This is a genomic window from Ruegeria sp. AK11 (assembly GCF_056541095.1).
The window spans coordinates 89,248-113,633 of record NZ_JBQFXU010000007.1; the positions used below are offsets into that span (position 1 = coordinate 89,248).

Below are 24,386 nucleotides of genomic sequence, written 5' to 3' on the forward strand. Positions count from 1 at the left end.
AGCGCTTACGGACTAGAGATCGGCCGCGAGCTGAAAAACCTGAAACGCGGCCCCTTCCCCACCATCAATCCGGCTGAGATAGGCGGGGGTTTCACCCTTTGCCAGTTGGGATTGCAGACCGCGCCCCTGAGATGCCCAATCCCAGAATTCGGCACGGGGCGCGGCGGTGCAGAGCAGCACATAGCTTACACCCAGCGCGGCAAGACGCGGACCGGCCTGGGACGCATCCATACGCAAAACCGCGATCTGCGCCTGAATTCCGGCCCGGTTGCGGTGATAATTCCCCGCCAGAACCGAATGATCGGTATAGCGCAGCACTTCTGCCGCATAATCAAAATCGACCAGAACCATTCCGGCTGGCAGGTCTTGCAGGGCCGCGTAGGCCTCGGGCGCTTTGCAGGGGGCGCCGATGTTTTGCGAATCCTGCGCGGCCTCGGCGACGGGTGCCGCAAGGGAGGGGCGCGCAAACCGTTCCAGCTGTTTTTCCACGCTGCTACCAATCTTTGGCGAGACGCAGACGATAAAGCCTATCATAGCCAAGCCGGAGAGCGTGCGGCCATGGCTTCTGTAACTGACGTAAAAGGCCCGCAGCATCTGAGCCTGAACAGCCACAAGAGACACGCCCAGAAACGTCATCATCCGGGACTGGTACAGAAACATGGAAAACCCGGTCACAATCAGCGCCAGAAACAGGAAGTAATCCATTTTGTCTTGCGACTGGCGGGCAAAGAACAAGGCTGCCACCGCCGTGATGACGGACATGGCGATCAGGGCCGCAGCCTCGCCCAGGTGTCGTTCCAGCACGACGGTGATATTCTGTGCTTCAGCAACCTGGCTGAGCCAGAAGTCGCGCATGTCCTGAGGCAGGTCCGCAATCGGGTTTTCAAGGCAGTAGGGCGCAAATGCGTAAGCGCAGCCAAGTGTTACAGCGCCTGTCGCAAGACACGCGCCGATGCGCCCCCAATGGGACCAGCCCAACCCGACCCAGGCTGCTGCACACAGGCACAGGGCCGCGATCCCGGCCGGCAGGGCCACACTGATCGTCAGGGCATCGCAGCTTGGGAACAGAAAGCCCTGACGCCCCGTTGTTGCAACGCTGGCCAGCAACAGGGTCAGCGCCAGCCCGGTTCCAAACACTATGGTGCGGCGGCGGGCGGCTGTGCCGGTCACGATCCAGTCAATCGTGAAGAACACCGCGATAATCGCGACCTGCACGATCGATTCGGTTCCGATTGACACCGAAAGGGCCAGACAGACACCCAGCCATCCCGCAGCAGAGGGTTTGGCCTTGCGCAGGACAAAGAACATGAGGGCCGCTGCAAACAGCAGAATCTGAACATTGTGGTGGTCAAACGAGAAATAGTCGAACTTCCGATAATGTTCGAGCGTCAGCGCACCGACCACCAGTGCCGATATCGCGCCATTTCGCCCGCCCAACGCTGCGCCGGTGACAGCAAAGGCCCACAGGGTCAGCCCCGCCAGAAGCACCGGCCACACAAACGCGGTCACTTGCAAGGCGGTGTCGGGCGGCACGACCATCGCGGACAGCGCGTAGATCCCGGCAATCGGTGCATCGACAAGCCGGGACCAGTGCATCAGCGTGCCGTCACCGGGGCCCAGCCGATGCTGATAGGCGTCAAACCAGCCCTGTCCCGCCAGCAGGTCCTGTACCATGACCCAGCGCATCGCGTCATCAGGGCCTTCCTGATAAGCGCCAAACAGCACCGTGGCCAGAAAGAGCGCATAGACAAACAGGAACGACCGCCAAACCATACGGTCTGCGAGAATGCTGTAATTTCCCTGCATTTTCTGCATGGTTTACTGCCCTTGACGATCTTGCCTGCGCCACAGCTTATCTGAAAGACGTGACTGAATTGAGGCGCAGAGTCCGGTTGATGATCATGCCACAAAGCGCACGACATCTGCGGCGATCCGGGCAGGCGGTTTTTGGCCGATAGCTGGCCGCCACCAAGCCTAGCTGACGCTTTCTTCTTCCAGGTGCAGTTTCATTTCTATCAGGACCTGCTGAAGCAAACTGGTTTCTTTCAGCAGCCTTTTGGCTTCGTTCACCGTGATGATGCCATCTTCGATAGCGGACTGATATTCAGTCATCAACATTGCAAACCGCTGGCTGAGCGCGATGACATCCGAATTCACCCCGCCTGTGCGAGGATCCTCGGTGTTGCGTTCGCTGTAGGACAAGGTGATGTTTTTCAGATCCGCCAGCGCGGATGTCACATGCGGATAAGTTGCTGCGTTTTCAAGCCGGGCCACCGCATCCACGGGCATGAACCTGTCCGCGTGTTCGGCATTGTCCGAATAGTACCGGCCCAGGGTCGCCTTGGATTTTCCGGTGATTTCACAAGCAGCTTCTATTCCGACATCTTTGACCAGCGCTTCTGTGTGTTTCTTCAGATAGGCCCCGATATCTGCCATTGATTTACCTTTGTTACCTGCAAACGCCTGCCCGATGTCCAAACCGGGGAAAGCGTCGGGAAATTTCCCATACCTGAGTCATAATTGAAATGTCATACATTGACTATCCCTCAGATAAGCGGGGGATTTTGTGAGTGAGTGGCGGCAGTTCAAGCCGGTAAAGAGTGATTGCAGGGCGGTATTGTTGGGCCTTGCTTTGTTTTGGCCACATGTTGGCCGACGGCGTCGCTGTTGCAGACGCGGGGGTTCCATCCCCTACGAGCCCAGCTCGGCCTCTGCGCACGCAACGGCGACGTCGCTTCTTACATCCCTTTGCTCTCTTGTTCCTTTTGGCCGGGCGTTTTAGACCCACGCCATGGCAAAGCTGTATTTCAACTATTCCACCATGAACGCGGGCAAGTCGACCGTGTTGCTACAGGCCTCGCACAACTATCGCGAGCGCGGAATGCAGACCTATCTGATGACCGCCGCCATTGACGGGCGGGCGGGTGCGGGGCGGATTGCATCGCGCATCGGCATATCGGAGCAGGCTGACACTTTCACACCCGAAGATGATGTCTTCGCCATGATCCGGTCCCGGCTGGACAAGGGTATGGTAGCCTGCGTTTTCATTGATGAGGCGCAATTCCTGTCCGAGGCCCAGGTCTGGCAACTGGCCCGTGCGGTGGACGATCTGGATGTGCCGGTGCTGGCCTATGGGCTGCGCGTGGATTTTCAGGGCAAGCTGTTCCCCGGCTCTGCCGCCCTGCTGGCCCTTGCCGACGAAATGCGCGAGGTGCGCACGATCTGTGAATGCGGCCGCAAGGCCACGATGGTGATTCGTCGCGACGAGACCGGCAAGGCCATCACTGAAGGGGCGCAGGTGCAGATCGGCGGGAACGAGACCTATGTCTCGCTCTGCCGCAAACACTGGCGCGAGGCGGTGGGCGACTAGACCGGGTTGGGCAGCGCCCTGCCCGCGACAAAGGCCGCCACGTTATCCAGCGCCATGTGCCCCATGCTGCTGCGCACCTCTTCGGTGGCGGTGCCCAAGTGGGGCAGCAGGGTGACGTTTTCCATTTCGCACAGGGATTGCGGCACTTTGGGTTCGAATTCGTAGACGTCAAGCCCCGCCCCCGCGATCTGACCGGTTTGCAGCGCCGTGATCAGCGCGACCTCGTCCACCACCTCGCCACGGGCGATGTTGACCAGAGTAGCCGAGGGGTTCATCGCCTCAAGAATCTGCGCATTGATCAGGTGGCGGGTTTCCGCACCGCCGGGAACCGCAAGCACAAGGAAATCGACCGAAGCGGCGAGTGTTTCAAGGTCAGGTGTGAATTCCGCCGGGAAATCCAGTTGCTTGGCGCTGCGGGACTGATAGGCCACCTGCATGGCAAACCCGAAATGACAGCGGCGCGCGATGGCCTGTCCGATGCGGCCCATGCCGACAATGCCCACGCGCTTGCCGGTCACATGATGGCCCAGCATCTGCGTCGGGTGCCAGCCCTGCCACTGACCCGATCGCACCAGCCGCTCCCCCTCACCGGCCCGCCGGGCTGTGGTCAGCAGCAGGGTCATGGCGATATCGGCTGTGGCATCGGTGACCGCGCCGGGCGTGTTGGTTACGTCAACCCCGGCCGCGCGTGCGGCATCCACGTCGATATGGTTGAAGCCAACACCGAAATTGGCCAGCAGCTTGCAGCGCGGCTGACCGACCTCGGAAAAGATCCGAGCCGAGAACTGATCGCCCAATGTCGGCACAACAACGTCGTATCCGGCCAGAGCGGCCAGCATCTCCTGCCGCGCCATGGGCAGGGTGTTTTCCCGGATGGTTACATCGAAATCGGCGCGGGCGCGCGATTCGACTGCCGGTGTCATCGGACGCGTGATCAGCAGTTTCATCAGTGCATCCGCCCGCCGGTTGGTACCTTGCCGTCAGGGCCGATCAAAACGATCTCGCCGTTGTCATCGGGCAGACCCAGCACCAGAACCTCGGACATGAACTTGCCGATCTGGCGCGGAGGGAAGTTGACGACAGCCATGACCTGTTTGCCAACCAGAGTGGCCGGATCGTAATGCGCGGTGATCTGGGCCGAGGTCTTGCGCTCGCCTATCTCGTCGCCAAAGTCGATCCACATCTTGATCGCGGGTTTGCGGGCCTCGGGATAGGGTTCGGCGCGGATCACCTCGCCCACGCGAATATCGACCTTGAGAAAGTCGTCGAACGAAATTTCACTCACGCGAGAGCTCCTTGGATCGGTCGGTTGCGGCCTTGACGGCACGGTGCAGCAGGTCGGGAAAGCCGGTTTCCTGATGCATCAGCACCTCAAGCGCGGCCTGTGTGGTACCGTTCGGAGAGGTCACGTTGATGCGCAGCTGCGCGGGGTCTTCGTCGGACGCCATGGCCAGTGCCCCGGCACCGGCCACTGTGGACTTGGCCAGTTTCATCGCAAGCTCGGCAGGCAGGCCATGCGCCTCGCCCGCTGCGGCCAGGGTTTCGATCAGATGGAACACATAGGCCGGGCCGGACCCGCTGAGCCCGGTGACGGCGTCCATCTGTGCCTCATCCTCTAGGCGAACGGTCTGGCCCACTGCCGCCAGCAGGTTTTCGGCCTGTTCCATATCGGTCTCGGAGGCGTGTGCGTTGCCGATCAGTGCCGTGATGCCCTGACGGATAGCGGCGGGTGTGTTGGGCATTGCGCGAATGATCGGGGTGTCTTGGCCCAGAACGGATTCGAAGGTGGCAATCGAGGTGCCAGCCGCAACGGAAATGAACAGGCTGGACCCGCCGCCCAGCGCCTGAATGGCAGGCAGGGCTTCGCCCATCATCTGCGGTTTGACCGCAACCAGCACCACGGCGGGGGATTCGGGCAAGGGTGCGTTGATATTGACGCCCTGCGCCTTCAGCCAATCTGACGGGTAGGGATCGATGACCCAAACGGAAGCTGGCGGAAGGCCGTGTTCCAGCCATCCCGCCAGCATTGCGGACCCCATCTTTCCGCACCCCAGAAGCACAAGCCCCTGTTCAGCCACTCGCGTCATGTCCATTTGCCCCTCCCGCTTTACATATCGGTTCGGGGCAAAGGTTTACGCGCGGCCGTAGGCCTCTGCAATGGCCACTTGCATGGCTTCTTCTGGCCCTCTGTTGCCCCAGGTCACCAATTGGATCGCGGGGTAGTACCGCTCGGCGCTCATGACGGCGGCATTGATCATCGTGTCGATCTGGTCAGCGCTGGCCGTTTGTCCGCCTGCAAGGACCAGACCATAGCGATAGACCATCAGCTTCTGGTTTGCCCAATAGGTAAACGCGCCTGCCCAGCACTGGTCGTTCATCTTGTTGAGCAGCTCATAGAGCTGCATTTCACGCTCGGCCGGTGGTTCCATTTCGAAGCTGCACACCATGCGCAGCGTTTCGTCATAGTTGGACCAGGCCAATGTGATCGAATAGGTCCGCCACTGCCCTTCAACGGCCATGGCAATCTGATCGTCCCCAATGCGATCAAAATCCCAGTCGTGATGTTCGGCCAGATGCTCAACAATGTCGATCGGATGAATGTCTTCTTCGAGATACTGCTCGGAAAGGGCCATAATGCCACCTCACTAATCTCTAGCATTTCGGGGCTGGCAGCGCCCCAGCGCTAGTTGCCTGCTCTACAAACCGGGCTTCCCCCATGGGCCTGTACTAAATATGGTGCGATGTGGCGTAAGTTCTGGCAACCCTAATTATTGGGGATAACAGCAATAAGTTGTGGACAGAAGGCAACGGCGATCAAAATATTGGCGCCAGAGTCAGCTTTATCTTGAATAAATTCTGCGACACGTCAGAATACACAGCACCGCACAATCCGGGCTGGATTGCGCGGCGGAATGCTTTGTCCGAAAATTGTGGAAACAGGGAACGCCGGGGCGTTATTTGTCTAGTTTCGCCTCGAGCGCGGCGATGCGGGCTTCGAGTGCCACGTTTTCTTCGCGCGCCTTCTGAGCCATGGCGCGCACGGCGTCAAATTCTTCACGGGTGACGAAATCGCGGTCGGCCAGCCAGCGGTCGATCATCGACTTCATCGCGTTTTCAGCCTCTTCCCGCGCGCCCTGCGCCACGCCCATGGCGTTGGTCATCAGCTGGGACACGTCATCCAGGATTTTGTTGCGGGTCTGCATATCTGTTCTCCGATCTCGCGGTTTACCTGTATATGGGCAAAGAATGGCGCGGGCTCAAGGTTGACTTGACCTGCAAACCCCGGGCAATGAGACGCACATGCAGGCTGTTCTGAATTTCCCCGATCTGTCGCCCGAACTGTTCTCGATCCCGCTGTTCGGGATGGAGTTCGCGTTAAGGTGGTATGCGCTGGCCTATATCGCGGGCATCCTGATCGCATGGCGGCTGGCTGTTGTGGCGTTGCGCCGCCCGGCACTCTGGCCTGCGGATGGCCCGCCGATGAAGCCCGAACAGCTGGAGGATCTGGTTACCTGGATCATTCTGGGTGTGATTCTGGGCGGGCGGCTGGGCTTTGTGCTGTTCTATCAACCGGCTTATTACCTGTCCCACCCGCTGGAGATCGTGAAGGTCTGGCAAGGCGGCATGGCCTTTCATGGCGGATTGCTGGGCGTGATCCTTGCGTCGTACCTGTTTGCACGACAGCACCGTATCCCCGCCCTGTCGCTGGGGGATCTGGTCGCCTACACCGTTCCGCCCGGATTGCTGCTGGGGCGGCTGGCCAATTTCGTCAATGCCGAGCTGTGGGGCCGCCCGAGTGAGCTGCCCTGGGCCGTCATTTTTCCAGGATTTGCTGCGCAGGATTGCCCCGACGTGGTCGCAGGCATGTGCGCCCGGCACCCGTCGCAGCTGTATGAGGCCGCGCTGGAGGGTGTTTTGCTGGGGGCGGTATTGCTGTGGCTGGTCTATCGGCGCGGCGGTTTTCGCACACCGGGCCTTGTCATGGGGACGTTCCTGGCGGGCTACGGCGCGTCGCGCTTTATCGTCGAGTTCTTTCGCCAGCCGGATGCGCAGTTCGTATCGCCCGGCAATCCACTGGGGCTGGCCTGGCATGTGGGCGGGTACGGGCTGACCATGGGGCAGTTCCTGTCGCTGCCGATGATCGCGCTTGGTCTGTGGTTTGCCCTGCGGGCGCGGCGGCGGGCGGCATGAGCCTGACCGATCACCTGATCGCCCGCATCCGGCAGGATGGACCGCTGAGCGTGGCGGATTTTATGGGCGAATGCCTGCTGCATCCGACGCTGGGCTATTACACGACCCGTGATCCGCTGGGGGCTGCGGGGGATTTCACCACAGCGCCGGAAATCAGTCAGATGTTCGGAGAGCTGGTCGGGCTGTCTCTGGCGCAGAGCTGGATGGATCAGGGACGGCCCGCACCGTTTACCCTGTGTGAGCTGGGGCCGGGGCGCGGTACCCTGATGGCCGATATTCTGCGCGCTACACGAACGATTCCCGGATTTCACAAGGCGGCGCAGGTAGTTCTGGTCGAAGCATCGCCTGTATTGAAACAGGTGCAGGCTGAAACCCTGAACGAATACGAGGCGGCCTGGATCGACATGATCGCCGACCTGCCCGACCAGCCGCTGTTGCTGGTTGCCAACGAGTTCTTTGATGCCCTGCCCATCCGCCAGTTCCAGCGTGACGGTACGGGCTGGCGCGAGCGTCTGGTGGGTGAGCGTGACGGCGGGTTGACGTTCGGACTGGGCGCGATCGGGCCGCAGGTGGCGTTGAATGATAGGCTGTCGGACACCAAGGACGGTGATCTGGTCGAACTGTGTGCTGCTGCGATTCCCGTTTTGACCGTGATCGCGGGGCGGGTCGCCAGTCATGGCGGCGCGGCATTGATTGTGGATTATGGCGACTGGCATTCGCTGGGCGATACCTTGCAGGCTCTGCAAAGCCACGAGCATGCCGATCCTCTGGCATCGCCCGGTCAGGCCGATTTGACCGCGCATGTGGATTTTGAGCCTTTGGCCGTTGCGACCCGCGCCTGTGGGTGCAGGCATACGCGCCTGACACCGCAGGGCGTCTTCCTTGAACGGCTGGGGATCACCGCCCGCGCGCAAGCCCTGTCCAAGGCGCTGAGCGGTTCCGAGCTGGATGCGCTGATTGCCGCGCATCGGCGGTTGACGCATCCTGATGAAATGGGAAATCTGTTCAAGGTGATGGGCCTTTTCCCGGCCTATGCCGCCCCACCACCAGGATTGGAACCATGACGCTGGAAATTCTGACCTCGGATCTGCTGTCGCCATTTCGCCATGGGTTCTTTACCCGTCGCGGCGGCGCGTCTTCAGGAATTTTCAGCGGGTTGAACTGCGGTCAGGGGTCCTCGGATCAAACCGAGATTGTCGCGCTGAACCGGCGGCGGGTGGCCGACGCGATGGAGGTGGACCCCGAGGCAATGGTCGCGGTGCATCAGGTTCATTCCCCAACGGTTCTGACAGTCCAAGCCCCGGTTGACGGTGAAAAACCCAAAGCGGACGCCATTGTCACAGCAACACCCGGTCTGGCCCTGACGATCCTGACGGCCGATTGCCAGCCGGTTCTGTTCGCCGATCCCGACGCGCATGTGATCGGTGCGGCCCATGCCGGGTGGCGCGGCGCGCTGGACGGTGTTCTGGAAGCGACGCTGGACGCGATGGAGGCGCTGGGAGCCGACCGCAGCAATATCTGCGCCGTGATCGGACCCAGTATTTCCCAGCGCGCTTACGAGGTGGGGCCAGAGTTTCTGGACGCGTTCCTGGCGGATTCGCCGGACAACAGCCGCTTTTTTGCCAATGGTGAAAGTGACCGCCTGCAATTTGATCTGCCCGCCTTCGGGTTGCACCGGCTGCGGCAGGCAGGAATCGGACAGGCCGAGTGGACCCGGCACTGCACATATTCCGACCCTGACAGGTTCTATTCCTATCGCCGGTCAACGCACGCGAACGAGGTCGATTACGGGCGATTGATTTCCGTCATAAGATTGTGATCTTCGTCCAGATTTAGGTGCCCTGCCACTTTTCCGCCACATTTGTTGTGTTGATTGGGCATCAGAATCGTAACGAGTTTTTGCCAGTAATCAGATCGGTATCTGACGTTCGAAAATCGGGCGCTGGCGTGTTGAGTGGGAGGTCCGTCTGACTTCATTTTTCTGTCCGCAAATCATCCCGGATAAGCCTTATCCCTGCCGCAAACCCGCGTCACAAAAGGTTCACAGAGGATGTGGGGAAATACACCCCGTTCAGAGCAGGACCAAAAAATGAAGACCAAATCACGCTTTCTGAAAGCCATGGTCGAGGCCACTCGGGACCAGAACCTGGAAATGCCGTGGAAGCGGGTAACAAGCAATTCTGTCAGGGTCGCCAGTCGCATCGCGGCACGACGCTGAGACAGAAAACCCAGAGACCAAGCTGCCGGTCTTATTTGGGTCAACGCGTATCAGGTTCGCTCCGGCCTGATGTATCGCGCGTCACGAGCGAGGGGTTCGTGACTTTTTAGGAGTTGTGTGTGTGCGGGCAATTTCGCCCGTGAAGTACGAGTTTGTCTGGGGGGTCAATGTGTTGACCATTGGAAAGCGAGATTTAGTCGCGTTGCGGGACCGTACCGGTTGCCGCCCGAGGGTCACCCATTTGTTTCAAGGCAAAGAACCAGTTCGCCGGGCGCGTCTGTACGGGGGTACGCCGCGCCTGACCGAACATTTTGAGGGGACGGAATATTAATGACTATTCCTAATTCACTGGCCCGCGCGGCCAGAAATGCTATCGAAACGTCTGTTATGCTGCGGGACGCGCCGCGGCCGGTTTCCAAGCCAAAAGCCCAGCTGCGCCGCTATGAGGTCAGCAGCCTGTTGAAGAACGGAGATGTGGTTCAGACCCGCCACATCGCACCTGCCCTGCCGATGTTTGAAGACGCGTTTTGCGCCTTCACACGTGGATCTTTGGTAGAAACGGAACATGGACCGATGGCAATCGAGGATCTGATGCCGGGGGATACGGTCCTGACGCAGGATGGCGCATCGGAAACCGTGTTGTGGAAGGGATCTGTCACGTTGATCCCCGGACGCGCGGATTCACGTGGCCGGACGCGACCGCTGACGCGGATCATGGCGGATACGTTCGGGATGCAAAAGCCAATGTCGGGTGTCATTGCTGGCCCGGCGGCGCGAATCGTGGGAACACCTGCGCATTTGCGGCACCTGCATGGGGGGCAGCCGATTCTTACACCCGTGTCCGAATTTCAGGACGGGATGGGTGTCATTGAAACAATGCCGCCCACCCCCGTTGAACTGTTTCACATTTGTTTAAAACGCCATTCCGTTATTCGCGTAGATGGATTACAGTTCGAAACATATCATCCAGGTGTGAATGCGGTTCGCATGATCAGCCACTCGCTTCGGTCGATCTATCTGAACCTGTTCGCGCATATCGAGTCGCTGAACGATTTCGGCCCGCTGCTGATGCCGCGCGCCGGAGATGGTGAGATCGACGCGATGACGGCCTGAGCATGATTGTGATTACTGCATTATGGGGGGCATCATGCAGCTGGTAATAAGTTGGGTTCTATCCCTTGCGGTGGCAGCACTGTTGCCACCAATCACCGCGCAACCAAAACGTGTTGGCGTTACGCCGTCCGGTTCATACGTTCTTCCAGAACGTCGAACGGTACGCCTGGCTCGTCTTTTGCGCCGCGAATAACGAGCGATGTCTTGACGCTGGCCACGTTTGGCGTGGTCAGCAACTCGCCCGTCAGAAACTGCTGAAAGCTGCTCAGGTCAGGTGCGACGCATTTCAGGATGAAGTCCACCTCGCCGTTCAGCATGTGGCATTCGCGGACCAATGGCCATTCGCGGCAACGGCCTTCGAACGCGCGCAGTTCGACTTCGGCCTGGCTGTCCAGACCAACCATGGCAAATACCTGAACCTCGAACCCCAACTCGCGTGAGTTGACCTCGGCGTGATAGCCGGTGATGAAGCCGGATTCTTCGAGTGTGCGCACCCGGCGCAGACAGGGCGGGGCCGAGATTCCGACCCGTTTTGCCAGCTCGACATTGGTCATACGACCGTCCGCCTGCAGTTCCGCCAGAATCTTGCGATCAATATCATCCAGCCGAGTCGTGACCATCAAATGCTCCTGATTTTTTCGGTTCTTATATCAACACCCCACACGCGCGCAATAATGTTTCGCAGATGCGCAATTTTCTTTGTTTCCTTTTCGCCTTCTTCCCGAAAACCCAAGGCACCCCGGCCCGAAGGGGGCTGAACAGTAAGGGGCTTTAAGCCGGGCCAGTCGGTCGCTATATCGGGGCGACGGGCCGCGGGCCCAAATCAGGCAATTCGAGCGGGGGCACCATGGCCGACACAAGACACACCAAGGTTCTGATCATCGGGTCAGGGCCCGCAGGATACACTGCAGGCGTATATGCAAGCCGCGCCATGCTGGAACCCATTCTGGTACAGGGCATCGAACCCGGTGGTCAGCTGACAACGACGACCGAGGTCGAAAACTGGCCCGGCGACACCGAGGTGCAGGGCCCGGACCTGATGGTGCGGATGCAGGACCATGCGAAGGCCATGGGATGTGAGGTGATTGGCGATATCATTAGCGATCTGGACCTCAGCAAGCGCCCCTTCACCGCCAAGGGCGACAGCGGCACCACCTATACCGCTGATGCGGTCATTCTGGCCACAGGCGCGCGTGCAAAATGGCTGGGTCTGCCGTCGGAAGAGAAGTTCAAGGGCTTTGGCGTCTCGGCCTGCGCCACCTGTGACGGGTTCTTCTATCGCGGGCAGGAAATCGTGGTGATCGGTGGCGGTAACACAGCCGTGGAAGAAGCCCTGTTCCTGACCAATTTCGCCAGCAAGGTGACCCTGATCCACCGCCGTGATGAGTTGCGGGCGGAAAAGATCCTTCAGGATCGCCTGTTGAAGAATGAAAAGATCGAACCGCTGTGGTTCCACCAGCTGGAAGAAGTGATCGGCACCGATGCGCCTTTGGGCGTCGAAGGTGTTCGGGTCAAACATGTTAAAACCGGCGAGATCACCGAGATCCCGTGCAAAGGTGTCTTTGTCGCCATCGGCCACGCCCCTGCGAACGAGTTGGTCAAGGACACGCTGGAAACCCATATGGGTGGTTATGTCGTCACCAAACCGGGCAGCACCGAAACCTCGATCCCCGGCGTGTTCGCGGCAGGCGATCTGACCGACCATGTCTATCGTCAGGCGGTAACAAGCGCCGGGATGGGCTGTATGGCGGCACTGGATGCCGAACGGTTCCTGGCCGAACAGGACTGATGCATGCTTGAATTCTCTGGCCCAGTCTGGAGAATTCTGTTTGCGTCGCAGGCAGCGACCCCATTGCTGCCTGCCCGCGCGCCTGAGGGGCGCTTTCATCATTCCGGACAGTTCGCGCTTTATGCCTCGCTCAGCGCCGAGGGCGCTTCGGTCGCCATCCGGCGCTACGTCTCGGGCGACGATCCCGACCGCGTGATACAAAGGTTTCTGGTGGAAAACGCGCGGTTGGTGGACTACCGCGGGCAGACGGCTGTGTCGGTGATCTGGCAGGATAATCGTGCTATGGGGGTCCCTTCGCCGACATGGGCTTTTTCGGATAAAGCGCGGGCACTGGGGGCGGACGGCTTGATCTACAGCTCGCGCTCGCGCCCCGACCTCAGCCATCTGGTGCTGTTTTGTGCGGACAAGATATCAATTCACTCCCAACACCCCGCGACCCACTGGCGGGCTTAGATTTGCACCCGAAGCCTTGACCTGACCGCGAACGTCCTCGCAAAGTCCAACCACGGCGAACAGCGATACAGGTGGTATTCTTGAAGAGCGCTTTGTGGCGTGGCGGTTGGGCAGCCCGGCTTCGGATCGGCAGCGGGTTGGTTCTGTTTGCTTTCGCTTTCTTCCATTTCATCAACATCGGACTGGGCCTGTTTCACACCGATTATCTGCACGGGATGCAGGACGGTCGAACAGCGGTGACGCGGCACAGTTTTATGAGCCTGCTGCTTTATGCGGCGTTGTTCACTCATGCCGGTCTGGCGCTAGCTTCGATCGCACAACGCCGGACCCTGCGCATGCCGTTCAGCACGGCGTTGCAGATTGTTCTGGGTCTGCTGATACCTTTGCAGCTGATCTCGCATGTCATCCAGACGCGGGTCGCGCACGAGATCTATGACGTCAATGACGAGATGGGGTATATCATCATCCTGATGTGGCCCAGCACCGTGATTTGGATGCAAAGCGCACTGTTGCTGATCGTCTGGGTGCATGGCTGTATCGGGCTGCATATGTGGTTACGGCTGACGAAATGGTGGTCCAGCGCCGTACCCTATCTGATCGGTGTTGCCGTCTTCATCCCCATGTTCGCCTTGGCCGGTCTGCTGACCGAGGGCCGCCGCATTTGGTTGGAATTCGCGGATGAGTTTCTGCGGGAACAATATATCGAGCATTACAACTGGCCCTCGCCCGAGGCGTTCCAGACCATGTTCACCGTCAAGGATAATGCCCTTTTGGCGTTCTGGCTCGCCTTGGCGGCCACGGGTCTTGTGTATATCGGGCGCAAGCTGTGGCGGCGCAGGCATTCGGTGCGGGTAAGTTACAGCAACGGGCCCGAGGTGGATGCCGAAAAGGGCATGACACTGCTTGAGATTTCGCAGGCACATAGTGTGCCCCATACGGCCTTGTGCGGCGGGAAGGGACGCTGCACCACATGCCGCGTCATCATCGAGGAAGGCGCTAACGCCCTGCCCCCGCCCGGCGATGTCGAGGCCCGCAGCCTGGCCGCTGTCGGCGCCTCACCGCAGACACGGCTGGCCTGCCAGATCCGCCCGACGGAACCGACCACCGTTTTCCGCGTTTTTCAACCGGATGGCGGGCGCGTTCGCGGGCATGCCAGTCAGGGGCAGGAACGGAAACTGGCCGTGCTGTTTCTGGACATGCGCGGATTTACCGCCCGCACGACGGGGCAGCTGCCCTATGATATCGTGTTCCTGCTGAACCGGTTCTTCGACGCCGTCGTGCCTGCCATCACCAAGGACGGCGGTGTCGTGGACAAGTATATGGGAGACGGGTTGCTGGCGGTTTTCGAAAAACCCGATGCAGCCGCATCCGCCAGCGCGGGGTTGAAGGCTGCGATAGATATCAGCCATGCCCTCGACCGGTTCAACGAGCAGCTTGAGGCCGAAGGCAGCCCCGGCATTCGCATCGGAATGGGCTTACACCTTGGTGATCTGGTGCTGGGTGAGATTGGCGCGCAGGGACATGCCGCGAGAACGATCATCGGCGACGCCGTCAATGTGGCCAGCCGACTGGAAAGCGAAACCAAGGCCTTGGGGGTCGAGTTGCTGGTCTCGCAAGAGGTGTTGAAGGCTGCGGGTATGAACCTGCCGCCGGAGGGTATCCGGATGTTCCAGCTGCGCGGCGTTGCCGATCCGATTCCCGCCCTGCCAGTCACCCGCGCGTCCGGGCTTGCGCCGCACACGCGAAAACAGGAACAGTCATACCTTGCATGATCGGAATATATACGCCCCAAGGAACGAGATCATCATTTTGATTTCATAGTTGGAAATTCCTTCCAATCCGCGAGAAATCAGCGCATATCGTCCTTTGTTTCATTGACGCCAGTGGACTTCGCCCAACAGTCGGTGCAAATGCCCCGAAAACGCCCTTGAATCACTGGCAACACAACACTGCGATAAGAGTATTCAGATGACGATGTTAAGCAATCTGGCCCCCATTCCCGAACTTTATGTGTCGTATGACTCGGCCCAGAAACTGAAGGTCGAAGCCGCCGACCTGACCAGCTGGGATCTGAGCCCGCGCCAGATCTGTGATCTGGAACTGCTGATGAATGGCGGTTTCAACCCGCTCAAAGGTTTCCTGAGCGAAGCCGATTACGACAATGTCGTCGAAAACATGCGTCTGGCTGATGGCACGCTTTGGCCGATGCCCATCACGCTGGACGTCAGCGAAGATTTTGCGGACAAGATCGAACTGGGTCAGGATATCGCGCTGCGCGATCAGGAAGGCGTGATTCTGGGCACCATGACGGTCACTGACCGCTGGACCCCGAACAAGGCCCGCGAGGCCGAGAAGGTTTTTGGTGCCGATGACGATGCCCACCCGGCTGTGAATTATCTGCACAATGTGGCGGGCAAGGTCTATCTGGGTGGCCCTGTCGTGGGCATCCAGCAGCCTGTTCACTATGACTTCCGCGGTCGCCGCGATACGCCGAACGAGCTGCGCGCCTATTTCCGCAAGCTGGGCTGGCGCCGGATCGTGGCCTTCCAAACCCGCAACCCCTTGCACCGTGCGCACCAGGAGCTGACCTTCCGCGCCGCCAAGGAAGCGCAGGCCAACCTGCTGATCCACCCGGTCGTCGGCATGACCAAGCCGGGCGACGTGGACCACTTTACCCGCGTGCGCTGCTATGAGGCGGTGCTGGACAAGTATCCCGCATCCACCACCTCGATGAGCCTGCTGAATCTGGCGATGCGCATGGCTGGCCCGCGCGAGGCGGTCTGGCACGGGCTGATCCGTGCCAACCATGGCTGCACCCATTTCATCGTGGGCCGCGATCACGCGGGCCCGGGCAAGAACTCGGCCGGTGAAGATTTCTATGGCCCCTATGACGCGCAGGACCTGTTCCGCCAGTTCCAGGACGAGATCGGCGTCGAGATGGTCGATTTCAAACACATGGTCTATGTGCAGGAACGCGCGCAATACGAGCCGAATGACGAGATTCTGGACAAGGACAATGTCACGATCCTGAACATCTCGGGCACCGAGCTGCGCCGCCGTCTGGCCGAGGGTCTGGAAATCCCCGAATGGTTCAGCTTTCCCGAAGTGGTGGCCGAGCTGCGCAAGACCAAGCCGCCACGCAGCCAGCAGGGCTTTACCGTGTTCTTCACCGGCTTCTCGGGCTCGGGCAAGTCCACCATCGCCAACGCGCTTATGGTCAAGCTGATGGAGATGGGGGGCCGTCCGGTCACGTTGCTGGATGGCGATATCGTGCGGAAAAACCTGTCATCCGAACTGGGTTTCTCGAAAGAGCATCGCGACCTGAACATCCGCCGGATCGGATATGTCGCATCCGAGATCACCAAGAACGGCGGCATCGCCATCTGCGCGCCGATCGCACCTTATGCCACCACGCGCCGCGCGGTACGCGAAGAGATCGAGCAGTTCGGTGCCTTCTGCGAAGTGCATGTTGCGACCACCATCGAAGAATGTGAGCGGCGCGACCGCAAGGGTCTGTACAAGCTGGCGCGCGAAGGCAAGATCAAGGAATTCACCGGTATCTCGGACCCGTATGACGTGCCTCAGAACCCTGAATTGCGTGTCGAGACCGAAAATGTCGAGGTCGACAACTGCGCTCATCAGGTGCTGCTGAAGCTGGAAAGCATGGGCCTGATCGCAGCAGGCTGAACCAGATGAATGAAACACAGCGGCCTCCGGTTTTCGGGGGCCGTTTTTGTTTTGATAGTCTGAGGTGTTCCGGGCAGTCCCTGGGGACGGGAACGGTTCGGCTACTGGGTGGCTTCTGGCAGATCAACCTGCCCGCGCATCAGGATATGCCCCTGACCGGCTACCTTGATTCCCGTCATCGCATCGGTGGGGCCAACGCGCGTGACAACGGCCTGGCCGGGGCGACCCATATCGTGCCCCTGTTCAGCAACGAAACTGTCTTTGGTCATCAGCCCGTATTTCCACAGATAAGCCGCCATGGCCCCGGTGGCAGACCCGGTAAACGGATCCTCGGGCGGGCTGGGCGGGGCCATGAGCAGGCGCGAGAACGTATCGCCCGCGTCGGTGGCCCCTTGGAGCGTCACGAGGAAAGGCTCGGCCATGTCCGAGCCGGAATACCCTGCCGTCGCAGCCACTTTGCGCAGCGCGTCCTCGGACAGGCGGGCCGCGCGCAAAGCGTCATGATCGCGCAGAACGGTAATACAGAAGGGCAAGCCGGTTGAAACCATCCGGGGTGGCGAGATGATGGCTTCTTGCGGCAGGCTGATCGCCTTTGCCACCAGATCGGCTGGCACATGCGCACCAAATTGCGGTGCGACCTGCGTCATCTCAATCTGTTCGCCCTGCAAACCGATCGAAACGATACCAGCGCCGGTTTCCAGCGTCAGGTTATCACCGGAGATCATGCCGCGCGACCGCATCGCCGCTACGGTGGCAATCGTCGGATGACCGGCAAAGGGAATTTCACGGCTGGCCAGAAAATAACGGACGCGGATGTCGGCCACGTCGGACGGGCCGGTGAATGTGCATTCGACCAGAGAGGTTTCGCGCACATAGGCCATGCAGACCTCGGCCGAGAGACCCGCGCCGCCGTGGACCACGGCACAACCGTTGCCGCCGAATGCACGATTGGTGAAGGCGTCTACCCAGTCGAATTCAAACCAGCTCATGCAGTCGGCTCCGTTACAGGTTAAAAGCGGCAGTTTCGCCGATGCGCGTGTGTTGCGGGCAACGTTTCAGCCCCACCGGACAAAGGGGCCGTTCAGTGAACGGCCACAGGTGACAGGTCGTGCTGACGGGCCAGAACGAAGGCCAGCTTGCGGTCGGCCACAAGTGCCAGTTGCTGCCCATCGGAATCGTGCACGGCATAAAGGTGATCCAGATCACCTGCCTGATCGCGCAGATCACGCGGCAGATCGACAACGTCGACTGTTTTCACATAGACGATACGATCGCCTTCGGTGTTGATTTCAATCGGTGTATTCATTGCTCTTACCCCTTCCGTATGTTGATTGTCTGAACCACGGTTTCCGGCACGGCGCGGGTCAGATCCACATGCAGCAGACCGTTTTCCATGATCGCCTCTCCCACCTCGACCCCGTCAGCCAGCACGAACATGCGCTGAAACTGACGCGCCGCGATACCACGGTGCAGGAAGATGCGCCCCTCGCTGTCGTCGCGCTGACGGCCCCGGATCACCAGTTGGCGATCCTCGATGGTGATCGACAGATCCTCTTCGGCGAACCCGGCCACCGCAAGGGTGATGCGGTAGGAAAAGTCCGAGGTCTGTTCGATGTTATAGGGCGGGTATCCTTCATTACCGGCCTTTGCAGACCGTTCCAGAAGGCGTTCCAGCTGCTCGAACCCCAAAAGATGCGGGTATGAGCCAAGAGTAAGTTTCGACACGTATTTTCGTCCTTTATTGTCAAAGCGACGTGGTGCGCGGTCCCGTTCCGGCAACCGCTTGTTATAGAATATGGGAAGAAACCAGGATGTCCACAAGGTCTGGCGCGATAACGTCTGACACACTATCTTGTTGGGCAAGCACCACAACAAGCCCGAGTCGCCAATGAACGCGCCCACCGACCTTTCGATGAAAACCGATGAAGTTCTGCGGGTTGAATTGGAGGTTTTCCGCCGCCAGCACCGCGACCTTGATGAGGCGATCGAGGCGCTGCACGAAAAAGGAACGGCTGATCAGTTGACCCTTAGGCGCCTGAAAAAGGAAAAACTGCGCCTGAAAGACTTCATCCGCCTGATAGAAGACCGCCTGACCCCCGATATCATTGCCTGAACGCCCTGTACCGCATTGCCACAAAAGCGGATTTGGCTATAGTGCGCGCTCTTTCTGAGCGCGGGGACATAAGCGGATGAGCGATGTGACAGTGGGGATCATCATGGGCAGCCAGTCGGACTGGCCCACGATGAAGGAAGCCGCAGATATTCTGGATGAACTGGGCATCGCTTATGAGGCGCGTATCGTTTCGGCCCATCGCACCCCGGACCGGTTGTGGGACTATGGCAAGACCGCCGTGTCGCGCGGGTTGCAGGTGATCATCGCGGGCGCTGGCGGAGCGGCACATCTGCCGGGTATGATGGCCTCGAAAACACGCGTACCGGTGATTGGCGTGCCTGTGCAGACGCGGGCCCTGTCGGGGGTGGATTCGCTGTATTCCATTGTGCAGATGCCCAAGGGCTTTCCGGTGGCGACCATGGCAATCGGGTCGGCTGGCGGAGCCAATGCGGGCCTGATGGCAGCGGGCATTCTGGCCTTGCAGGATGAAGCCCTGGCCGCGCGGCTGGATGCCTGGCGTGACGCGTTGTCCGCCTCAATCCCCGAGGAACCGCTGGGATGAGCCGGATCGGGTTTATCGGCACCGGGCATATCGCCGCGCCGATTGCGCGGCTGATGGCCGCCAAAGGGCATGAGATCAGCGTGACAGAACGCAACGCCGAGGTCTCGGCTGACCTGAAGGCCGAACTGGGCGTGACTATCGCGCCGCCGCAAGCGGTGATTGACGCCTCGGACATCGTGTTTCTGTGCCTGCGCCCGCATATCGCGGCCGAGGTTCTGGCCCCCCTGACCTTTCGCGCCGATCAGCAGGTTGTGTCGGTTATGGCGGCCGTTTCCGCCGAGGATTTGGCCAAGCTTTGCGCCCCTGCGTCGGATTTCGTCCAAACCATCCCACTGGGGTTCTTGCAGTCCGGTGGCTGTCCGATGGCGGCGTTCGGCAATGACCGCTTGCTGGCCGAGCTGTTTGAGCCGGAAAACCCCGTGGTCAAGGTTGCGGATGAGGTGGCGCTGAACGCGCATTTTGCCATTTGTGCCATGGTTCCCGGCATTCTGGATCTGATGGCCACCGGGGCCGAATGGCTGGGTGACGTAACCGGCGATGCGGACGGGGCCGAGTTCTATACCACGCAGTTGATGGCGGGTTTTCTCGCCGCGATGGAAAAAGGCACAGCCGGGCGGTTGGCACAGGAGCGCGACGCTTTGGCGACCGAAGGTACTTTGAGCCTGCAAATGACGGGCACCCTGATCGAACAGGGCGCGCATGAGGCGCTGAGAGCGGCGCTTGGCGCAATTGGAAAACGTTTGGAGAATTGACGATGGCGGAGATGCTCGCCCAAGGTGCAGTGATCGGGATTCTGGGTGGCGGCCAGCTGGGCCGGATGCTGTCGGTGGCGGCCTCTCGGCTGGGGTTTGTCAGCCACATCTACGAGCCGGGCGCAAACCCGCCTGCCGGGCAGGTTGCGGATCGGGTTACGACAGCGGCCTACGACGATATCGACGCCTTGACGGCCTTCGCCGATGCGGTGGACGTCATCACCTATGAGTTCGAGAACATCCCGACCGAGGCATTGGATATTCTGGAAGCCCATCGCCCCATTCGTCCCGGGCGTGAGGCATTGAGGGTCAGTCAGGACCGCCTGACCGAGAAGACGTTCCTGCAGGGGCTTGGCCTGAAAACGGCTCCGTTTGCGGATATCACCGATCTGGACAGCCTGAATGCGGCCATCGAAGAAATCGGCACGCCCGCCATCCTGAAGACCCGCCGCTTTGGCTATGACGGCAAAGGACAAGCCAGATTGCGCAGCCCCGGGGATGCCGAGGCCGCGCTGGCCGATATGGCTGGTGCGCCTGCCCTTCTGGAGGGGTTCGTTAATTTCTCACACGAGGTTTCGATCATTGCAGCGCGGGGGCTGGATGGTCAGGTGGCCTGTTTTGATCCGGGTGAGAATGTGCACCGCGACGGCATCCTGCACACCACCACCATCCCTGCCCGACTGTCCCCCGCCCAGCGCACCGATGCCATCCTGCTGGCGGCCAATATCCTGAACGCGCTGGAATATGTCGGTGTCATGGGCGTTGAGCTGTTCGTGACACCCGGCGGGCTGATCGTGAACGAGATCGCGCCGCGCGTGCATAACTCGGGCCACTGGACGCAGAATGGCTGCGCCGTGGATCAGTTCGAACAGCACATCCGCGCTGTGGCGGGCTGGCCGTTGGGCGACGGGCAGCGCCACTCGGATGTGGTGATGGAGAACCTGATTGGCGACGATATGGACCGTGTGCCCGAGCTGGCGCGCGAACGGGACGTCGCGCTGCATCTTTACGGCAAGGCCGAGGTCAAGGCCGGTCGCAAGATGGGACATTTCAACCGGATCAAGCGGTAGAATATCGCGCTACGGCGCGATGCCTTCGGCGAGAGTATTTGGAAAAAGGTGAAGCTGGTCTGGTTTTACCCCACAAAGCGGGTTGCGATATCCCCAGACATATAGCTGACGCGCCCGCCCGCCAATGTCGCGGCGACCCGGTGAGTGCTTGCATCAAGGATTACCAGATCGGCGCGTTTGCCCGCGGCAAGCGTGCCCCGGTCCTGCAAGTCCAGCACCCGCGCGGGGCCGGATGAGATCAGCGCCCAGGCCCCTGCGAGATCCAGCAGCCCGGTTTTGATCAGCATCAGCGCCGCGCGGCGTGGACTGGGATAATGGTAATCCGAGGCCAGGGCATCACAGAGCCCCATGGCGATCAGCTCTACCGCGCTGGCGTTGCCCTTATGCGAGCCACCGCGGACCACATTGGGCGAACCGAGAATAACATGATCCCCGGCAGCGCGCGTCGCCTCGGCGGCTTCAAGCGTTTCGGGGAACTCGGCAATGCGCACCCCTTGGCGGCGCCACCAAGCGCGCGCCTCGGCAGTTGCGTCATCGTGGCTGCCCAGACGCACGCCCATGTCCGCAAGGTCCGAACAGAGCGCTTCTAGCGCCGCCGGAACCTCAGCCTTGCGGGCGTGCATGTCGAGCAGCATCGCAAAATGCGCCTCTGGGTTGCGTCCGGCCTTCAATGCCTGCCCGGTCAGGCGCGGTGGTTTCTTGCCCTGTGCCAAACGATCATGCGGCAGGTGATCATTGAAGACCACGTATGGCACCTGCCAATCGGCGATGCGACGGGCCAGCCCGTCGTAATCCGCGAGCATATTGGTCTCGAACCGCAATTGCGGGATCAGATCGGTGACCGTGCTGCCCTTGACCGCTGCGATGGCCGCAAACACCTGCGCGGCAAAGTCCGGGCCGCGCACGCCGCCTTCCCAGCTGTAAAACTGCGCCAGAACGGCTGTGGTGATGCCGTTGGCGGCCAGTTCGGCCTCGACCGACAGAATGCCCTCATTCATCTGCTTCATCGCGCCGCGACGTGGGGCGATATGGCGTTCGAACCCATCGCCGTGCAAGTCGACAATACCTGGCAGAACAAGAAACCCGGTCAGGTCAATCCGCCGCCCGGTTGCGTCTTTCTGAATGACCCCACCTGCAACGGAAAGCTCCGCGCGTGACAGCCCTTCATCCGGTAGCAGAACCTCGGCACCGGTCAATGTCAGTTCCAATGTGGTCATTCTGATGGCTCCGCCCCCGGTTCCGAGCAATTCTGCCCGATGCAGATCTCGTCTATTACGTCCATCACACCGTCCAGCCAAGTGATCTGGGGATCGAACCGACCAAATTCGATAAAGTGCAGAGCCTGTGCCATGACCTGCGGGTTGTTCATCATGAAAGTGTGGGTCACCGGCAAGACGAGATGATCGGCCATGCCTTCGACTTTGGTGGATTCGACCGACACCTTGCCATCGTCCGGGCCGTCGATCAGAGATGAAAACACGAGGTTCAGGGACTGATCACCTGCGATGACCCCCAGTTCGAAATCCACGGGCGGCAGGCGGCTGGGAATACTATCCGGGCCCGTACCCAGTTGCAGTCCGGCCGGGCCGTTCAGGTATCCGAACACCTCCCACGCGCTGAGTTCATCGACCAGCTGGCTACCCTGATTGGGCGGCCCCAGCATGACGACACGGCCCATGTTTTCAGGGCTGTGGTCCTGTAACCAGTATCGCAACAGGATGCCACCCATGGAATGCGCAACGACATTGACGGTGTCACTGCCGCAGGCTGCAAATGCTTGCGGGATGGTTTGTTCGGCCAGTTCGGGGATACCGATTTCGGTCGATGGGTAACCGGGGCGCACGACGGAATAGCCATTCGCTTTGAACAGTTGCTCCATCACGCTGAATGACGCCTCGGTCCGGGCCAGACCGTGCAGCAGGACAACGCATTTCGCGCTGGCCACGGCGGGAAAAAGGCAACAAAGCAGGGCGATCAGAATTCTCATACCCGCCAGATAAAGCCTGTGCGCCTGCGTTAAAAGCCCTTCCCACGTTGACGTCGCAGGACAGCCAGCGCGATACCGCCCAAAACCAGTGCCGCACCAACAAGCAGCCGCACACCCGCGCTTTCCCCCAACAGTACCACGCCGCCCACAATCGCGATCACCGGCACGCTGAGCTGGACGACCGCCGCCGTTGAAGGTGCCAGCCGGGGCAGAACGCGATACCACAAGGCGTATCCCAGACCCGAGGTCACGCCACCTGACAAGGCCGCAAGGAGATAGCCCAATCCGGTCATGTGCCACTCTGCCCCTGTGGCCATCAGGGCCAGCGCGGTTACCGGCAGCGCGACGATGAAATTTGCGGCCGTGCCCTGCAACGCATCAGGCTCGGACCGCCCGACCAGTGAATAGGCTGCCCAGCCGATCCCGGCTGCAATCATCAAAACGGTTCCGGTTGGATCGACCTGCACTGTTCCTGTGGGCCACAGGACACAGGCCAGACCACCCAGTGCAATCGCTGCCCCGGCCAGCTGTCGTCGGGTGGGTTTGACCCCGGCAAGGGCGGTGGCGGCGAACATAGTGATCTGCACAACGGCAAACAGGATAAGTGCGCCCAGCCCCGCATCCAACGTCAGATAGGCAATGGAAAACCCGATCATATACAGGGAAAGCGACCCGGCCCCGATGACGCGCCTGCGGTTGCGAAGGGGCAAATGTCCTCTACGCAGCAGGATCAGTGCGGCCAGAACCAACGCCCCCGCCAGAACCCGGATAATGGCAAACCCCGCAGGATCACTGGACCCGCTGTCGATAGCCAGCCGGTTCAGAATGGAGTTCGCCGCAAAGGCGCACATGGTCAGGGCGGTCAGAAGGAACAGTCGCATTTCAACCACATACCGACTTGGCGGCGCGTTGGACACTCACAATTCGGGCACACGCGGCCCAGCCTTCATCTTTTACAAAATACTCCCGCCGGAGGCATGGCCGCATTGCGGCCATCGGAAATGAAACGGGGCCGCCAAAAGGCGACCCCGTCCGTTAGCACTTTGCTTCCCCTCTCGACAGCTTGACCTTGCAGCCAAAC

At 60.3% G+C, this 24,386-nt stretch carries 28 protein-coding genes; 14 read left to right on the plus strand and 14 right to left on the minus strand.

What is annotated here, in order from left to right; translation table 11 throughout:
• Window positions 1-12: 12 nt before the first annotated feature.
• Entirely contained in the window at window positions 13-1,815 is a 1,803-nt protein-coding gene (locus tag ACR0D9_RS15315; RefSeq protein WP_480539310.1) for a hypothetical protein, read from the minus strand.
• Window positions 1,816-1,974: 159 nt separating this feature from the next.
• On the minus strand, window positions 1,975-2,436 hold the full coding sequence (locus ACR0D9_RS15320; RefSeq protein ID WP_480475505.1) for a hypothetical protein: 462 nt from the start codon (window positions 2,434-2,436) through the stop codon (window positions 1,975-1,977).
• A 355-nt stretch (window positions 2,437-2,791) separates the two neighbouring features.
• Between ACR0D9_RS15320 and ACR0D9_RS15325 the strand changes: the two genes are divergently transcribed.
• Window positions 2,792-3,370, plus strand: a complete 579-nt coding sequence (locus ACR0D9_RS15325) for a thymidine kinase (protein WP_480539312.1) — start codon at window positions 2,792-2,794, stop codon at window positions 3,368-3,370.
• On the opposite strand, the gene ACR0D9_RS15330 is transcribed toward ACR0D9_RS15325, so the two are convergent.
• The 5 genes from ACR0D9_RS15330 to ACR0D9_RS15350 all read right to left on the minus strand — a co-directional run bounded on the left by ACR0D9_RS15330 (window position 3,367) and on the right by ACR0D9_RS15350 (window position 6,573).
• Entirely contained in the window at window positions 3,367-4,317 is a 951-nt protein-coding gene (locus ACR0D9_RS15330) for a 2-hydroxyacid dehydrogenase (protein WP_480539314.1), read from the minus strand. The genes ACR0D9_RS15325 and ACR0D9_RS15330 overlap by 4 nt on opposite strands.
• A complete protein-coding gene (locus tag ACR0D9_RS15335; RefSeq protein WP_209504763.1) occupies window positions 4,317-4,655 on the minus strand; it encodes a tRNA-binding protein in 339 nt (112 codons plus the stop codon). The genes ACR0D9_RS15330 and ACR0D9_RS15335 overlap by 1 nt, the downstream gene beginning before the upstream one ends.
• Window positions 4,648-5,463, minus strand: a complete 816-nt coding sequence (proC, locus tag ACR0D9_RS15340) for a pyrroline-5-carboxylate reductase (RefSeq protein ID WP_480539316.1) — start codon at window positions 5,461-5,463, stop codon at window positions 4,648-4,650. Before proC ends, ACR0D9_RS15335 begins: the two co-directional genes overlap by 8 nt.
• A gap of 39 nt (window positions 5,464-5,502) precedes the next feature.
• Window positions 5,503-6,003 (minus strand): type III secretion system chaperone family protein, encoded by a 501-nt coding sequence (locus tag ACR0D9_RS15345; RefSeq protein ID WP_209598027.1) that lies wholly within the window; start codon window positions 6,001-6,003, stop codon window positions 5,503-5,505.
• A gap of 321 nt (window positions 6,004-6,324) precedes the next feature.
• Window positions 6,325-6,573, minus strand: a complete 249-nt coding sequence (locus ACR0D9_RS15350) for an accessory factor UbiK family protein (protein WP_480487580.1) — start codon at window positions 6,571-6,573, stop codon at window positions 6,325-6,327.
• 97 nt (window positions 6,574-6,670) lie between these two features.
• On the opposite strand from ACR0D9_RS15350, the gene lgt reads away from it, so the two are divergent.
• From lgt to ACR0D9_RS15375, 5 genes are all read left to right on the plus strand, one after another.
• On the plus strand, window positions 6,671-7,561 hold the full coding sequence (lgt, locus tag ACR0D9_RS15355; RefSeq protein ID WP_480539318.1) for a prolipoprotein diacylglyceryl transferase: 891 nt from the start codon (window positions 6,671-6,673) through the stop codon (window positions 7,559-7,561).
• Window positions 7,558-8,625: a class I SAM-dependent methyltransferase gene (locus tag ACR0D9_RS15360; RefSeq protein ID WP_480539319.1), complete on the plus strand. Its 1,068-nt coding sequence runs from the start codon at window positions 7,558-7,560 to the stop codon at window positions 8,623-8,625. The genes lgt and ACR0D9_RS15360 overlap by 4 nt, the downstream gene beginning before the upstream one ends.
• On the plus strand, window positions 8,622-9,380 hold the full coding sequence (gene pgeF / locus ACR0D9_RS15365; RefSeq protein ID WP_267362960.1) for a peptidoglycan editing factor PgeF: 759 nt from the start codon (window positions 8,622-8,624) through the stop codon (window positions 9,378-9,380). The genes ACR0D9_RS15360 and pgeF overlap by 4 nt, the downstream gene beginning before the upstream one ends.
• A gap of 270 nt (window positions 9,381-9,650) precedes the next feature.
• A complete protein-coding gene (locus ACR0D9_RS15370) occupies window positions 9,651-9,779 on the plus strand; it encodes a hypothetical protein (RefSeq protein WP_267362961.1) in 129 nt (42 codons plus the stop codon).
• A 330-nt stretch (window positions 9,780-10,109) separates the two neighbouring features.
• Window positions 10,110-10,892, plus strand: a complete 783-nt coding sequence (locus ACR0D9_RS15375; RefSeq protein ID WP_267362963.1) for a Hint domain-containing protein — start codon at window positions 10,110-10,112, stop codon at window positions 10,890-10,892.
• A 119-nt stretch (window positions 10,893-11,011) separates the two neighbouring features.
• On the opposite strand, the gene ACR0D9_RS15380 is transcribed toward ACR0D9_RS15375, so the two are convergent.
• Window positions 11,012-11,512 carry an Lrp/AsnC family transcriptional regulator gene (locus ACR0D9_RS15380; protein ID WP_209504770.1) on the minus strand — a complete coding sequence of 167 codons (501 nt, stop codon included), beginning with the start codon at window positions 11,510-11,512 and terminating at the stop codon, window positions 11,012-11,014.
• A 227-nt stretch (window positions 11,513-11,739) separates the two neighbouring features.
• Between ACR0D9_RS15380 and trxB the strand changes: the two genes are divergently transcribed.
• From trxB to ACR0D9_RS15400, 4 genes are all read left to right on the plus strand, one after another.
• Window positions 11,740-12,681, plus strand: a complete 942-nt coding sequence (gene trxB, locus ACR0D9_RS15385) for a thioredoxin-disulfide reductase (RefSeq protein ID WP_267362965.1) — start codon at window positions 11,740-11,742, stop codon at window positions 12,679-12,681.
• Window positions 12,682-12,684: 3 nt separating this feature from the next.
• Window positions 12,685-13,134, plus strand: a complete 450-nt coding sequence (locus ACR0D9_RS15390; protein ID WP_480475485.1) for an RES family NAD+ phosphorylase — start codon at window positions 12,685-12,687, stop codon at window positions 13,132-13,134.
• 80 nt (window positions 13,135-13,214) lie between these two features.
• The gene (locus ACR0D9_RS15395; protein WP_480539321.1) at window positions 13,215-14,906 is read left to right on the plus strand and encodes an adenylate/guanylate cyclase domain-containing protein; all 1,692 of its coding nucleotides are present in this window, start codon (window positions 13,215-13,217) and stop codon (window positions 14,904-14,906) included.
• A 196-nt stretch (window positions 14,907-15,102) separates the two neighbouring features.
• Window positions 15,103-16,821 carry a bifunctional sulfate adenylyltransferase/adenylylsulfate kinase gene (locus ACR0D9_RS15400; protein ID WP_267362968.1) on the plus strand — a complete coding sequence of 573 codons (1,719 nt, stop codon included), beginning with the start codon at window positions 15,103-15,105 and terminating at the stop codon, window positions 16,819-16,821.
• Between the two features lie 101 nt (window positions 16,822-16,922).
• On the opposite strand, the gene ACR0D9_RS15405 is transcribed toward ACR0D9_RS15400, so the two are convergent.
• From ACR0D9_RS15405 to ACR0D9_RS15415, 3 genes are all read right to left on the minus strand, one after another.
• Complete coding sequence (locus ACR0D9_RS15405) at window positions 16,923-17,810, minus strand: PhzF family phenazine biosynthesis protein (RefSeq protein ID WP_480482244.1); 888 nt, start codon at window positions 17,808-17,810, stop codon at window positions 16,923-16,925.
• A 92-nt stretch (window positions 17,811-17,902) separates the two neighbouring features.
• On the minus strand, window positions 17,903-18,127 hold the full coding sequence (locus tag ACR0D9_RS15410) for a DUF1150 family protein (protein WP_480539323.1): 225 nt from the start codon (window positions 18,125-18,127) through the stop codon (window positions 17,903-17,905).
• Window positions 18,128-18,132: 5 nt separating this feature from the next.
• Window positions 18,133-18,546: an Hsp20 family protein gene (locus ACR0D9_RS15415; RefSeq protein WP_058275530.1), complete on the minus strand. Its 414-nt coding sequence runs from the start codon at window positions 18,544-18,546 to the stop codon at window positions 18,133-18,135.
• A 163-nt stretch (window positions 18,547-18,709) separates the two neighbouring features.
• Between ACR0D9_RS15415 and ACR0D9_RS15420 the strand changes: the two genes are divergently transcribed.
• The 4 genes from ACR0D9_RS15420 (at window position 18,710) to ACR0D9_RS15435 (ending at window position 21,318) form a co-directional block, all read left to right on the plus strand.
• Window positions 18,710-18,934: a YdcH family protein gene (locus ACR0D9_RS15420; RefSeq protein ID WP_209504778.1), complete on the plus strand. Its 225-nt coding sequence runs from the start codon at window positions 18,710-18,712 to the stop codon at window positions 18,932-18,934.
• Window positions 18,935-19,010: 76 nt separating this feature from the next.
• Window positions 19,011-19,496, plus strand: a complete 486-nt coding sequence (gene purE / locus ACR0D9_RS15425) for a 5-(carboxyamino)imidazole ribonucleotide mutase (protein ID WP_480539325.1) — start codon at window positions 19,011-19,013, stop codon at window positions 19,494-19,496.
• The gene (locus tag ACR0D9_RS15430) at window positions 19,493-20,248 is read left to right on the plus strand and encodes an NAD(P)-binding domain-containing protein (protein ID WP_480539327.1); all 756 of its coding nucleotides are present in this window, start codon (window positions 19,493-19,495) and stop codon (window positions 20,246-20,248) included. Before purE ends, ACR0D9_RS15430 begins: the two co-directional genes overlap by 4 nt.
• A gap of 2 nt (window positions 20,249-20,250) precedes the next feature.
• Window positions 20,251-21,318, plus strand: coding sequence for a 5-(carboxyamino)imidazole ribonucleotide synthase (locus ACR0D9_RS15435; protein WP_480539329.1), 1,068 nt, complete (start codon window positions 20,251-20,253; stop codon window positions 21,316-21,318).
• 65 nt (window positions 21,319-21,383) lie between these two features.
• Here ACR0D9_RS15435 and ACR0D9_RS15440 read toward each other — a convergent pair whose 3' ends face one another.
• From ACR0D9_RS15440 to ACR0D9_RS15450, 3 genes are read right to left on the minus strand one after another with little or no spacing between them, the layout of a single operon-like run.
• The gene (locus ACR0D9_RS15440; protein ID WP_480539331.1) at window positions 21,384-22,535 is read right to left on the minus strand and encodes an alpha-D-ribose 1-methylphosphonate 5-triphosphate diphosphatase; all 1,152 of its coding nucleotides are present in this window, start codon (window positions 22,533-22,535) and stop codon (window positions 21,384-21,386) included.
• Entirely contained in the window at window positions 22,532-23,305 is a 774-nt protein-coding gene (locus ACR0D9_RS15445) for an alpha/beta fold hydrolase (RefSeq protein WP_480482253.1), read from the minus strand. Before ACR0D9_RS15445 ends, ACR0D9_RS15440 begins: the two co-directional genes overlap by 4 nt.
• A 29-nt stretch (window positions 23,306-23,334) precedes the next feature.
• Entirely contained in the window at window positions 23,335-24,186 is an 852-nt protein-coding gene (locus tag ACR0D9_RS15450; protein ID WP_480482255.1) for a DMT family transporter, read from the minus strand.
• Window positions 24,187-24,386 lie beyond the last annotated feature (200 nt).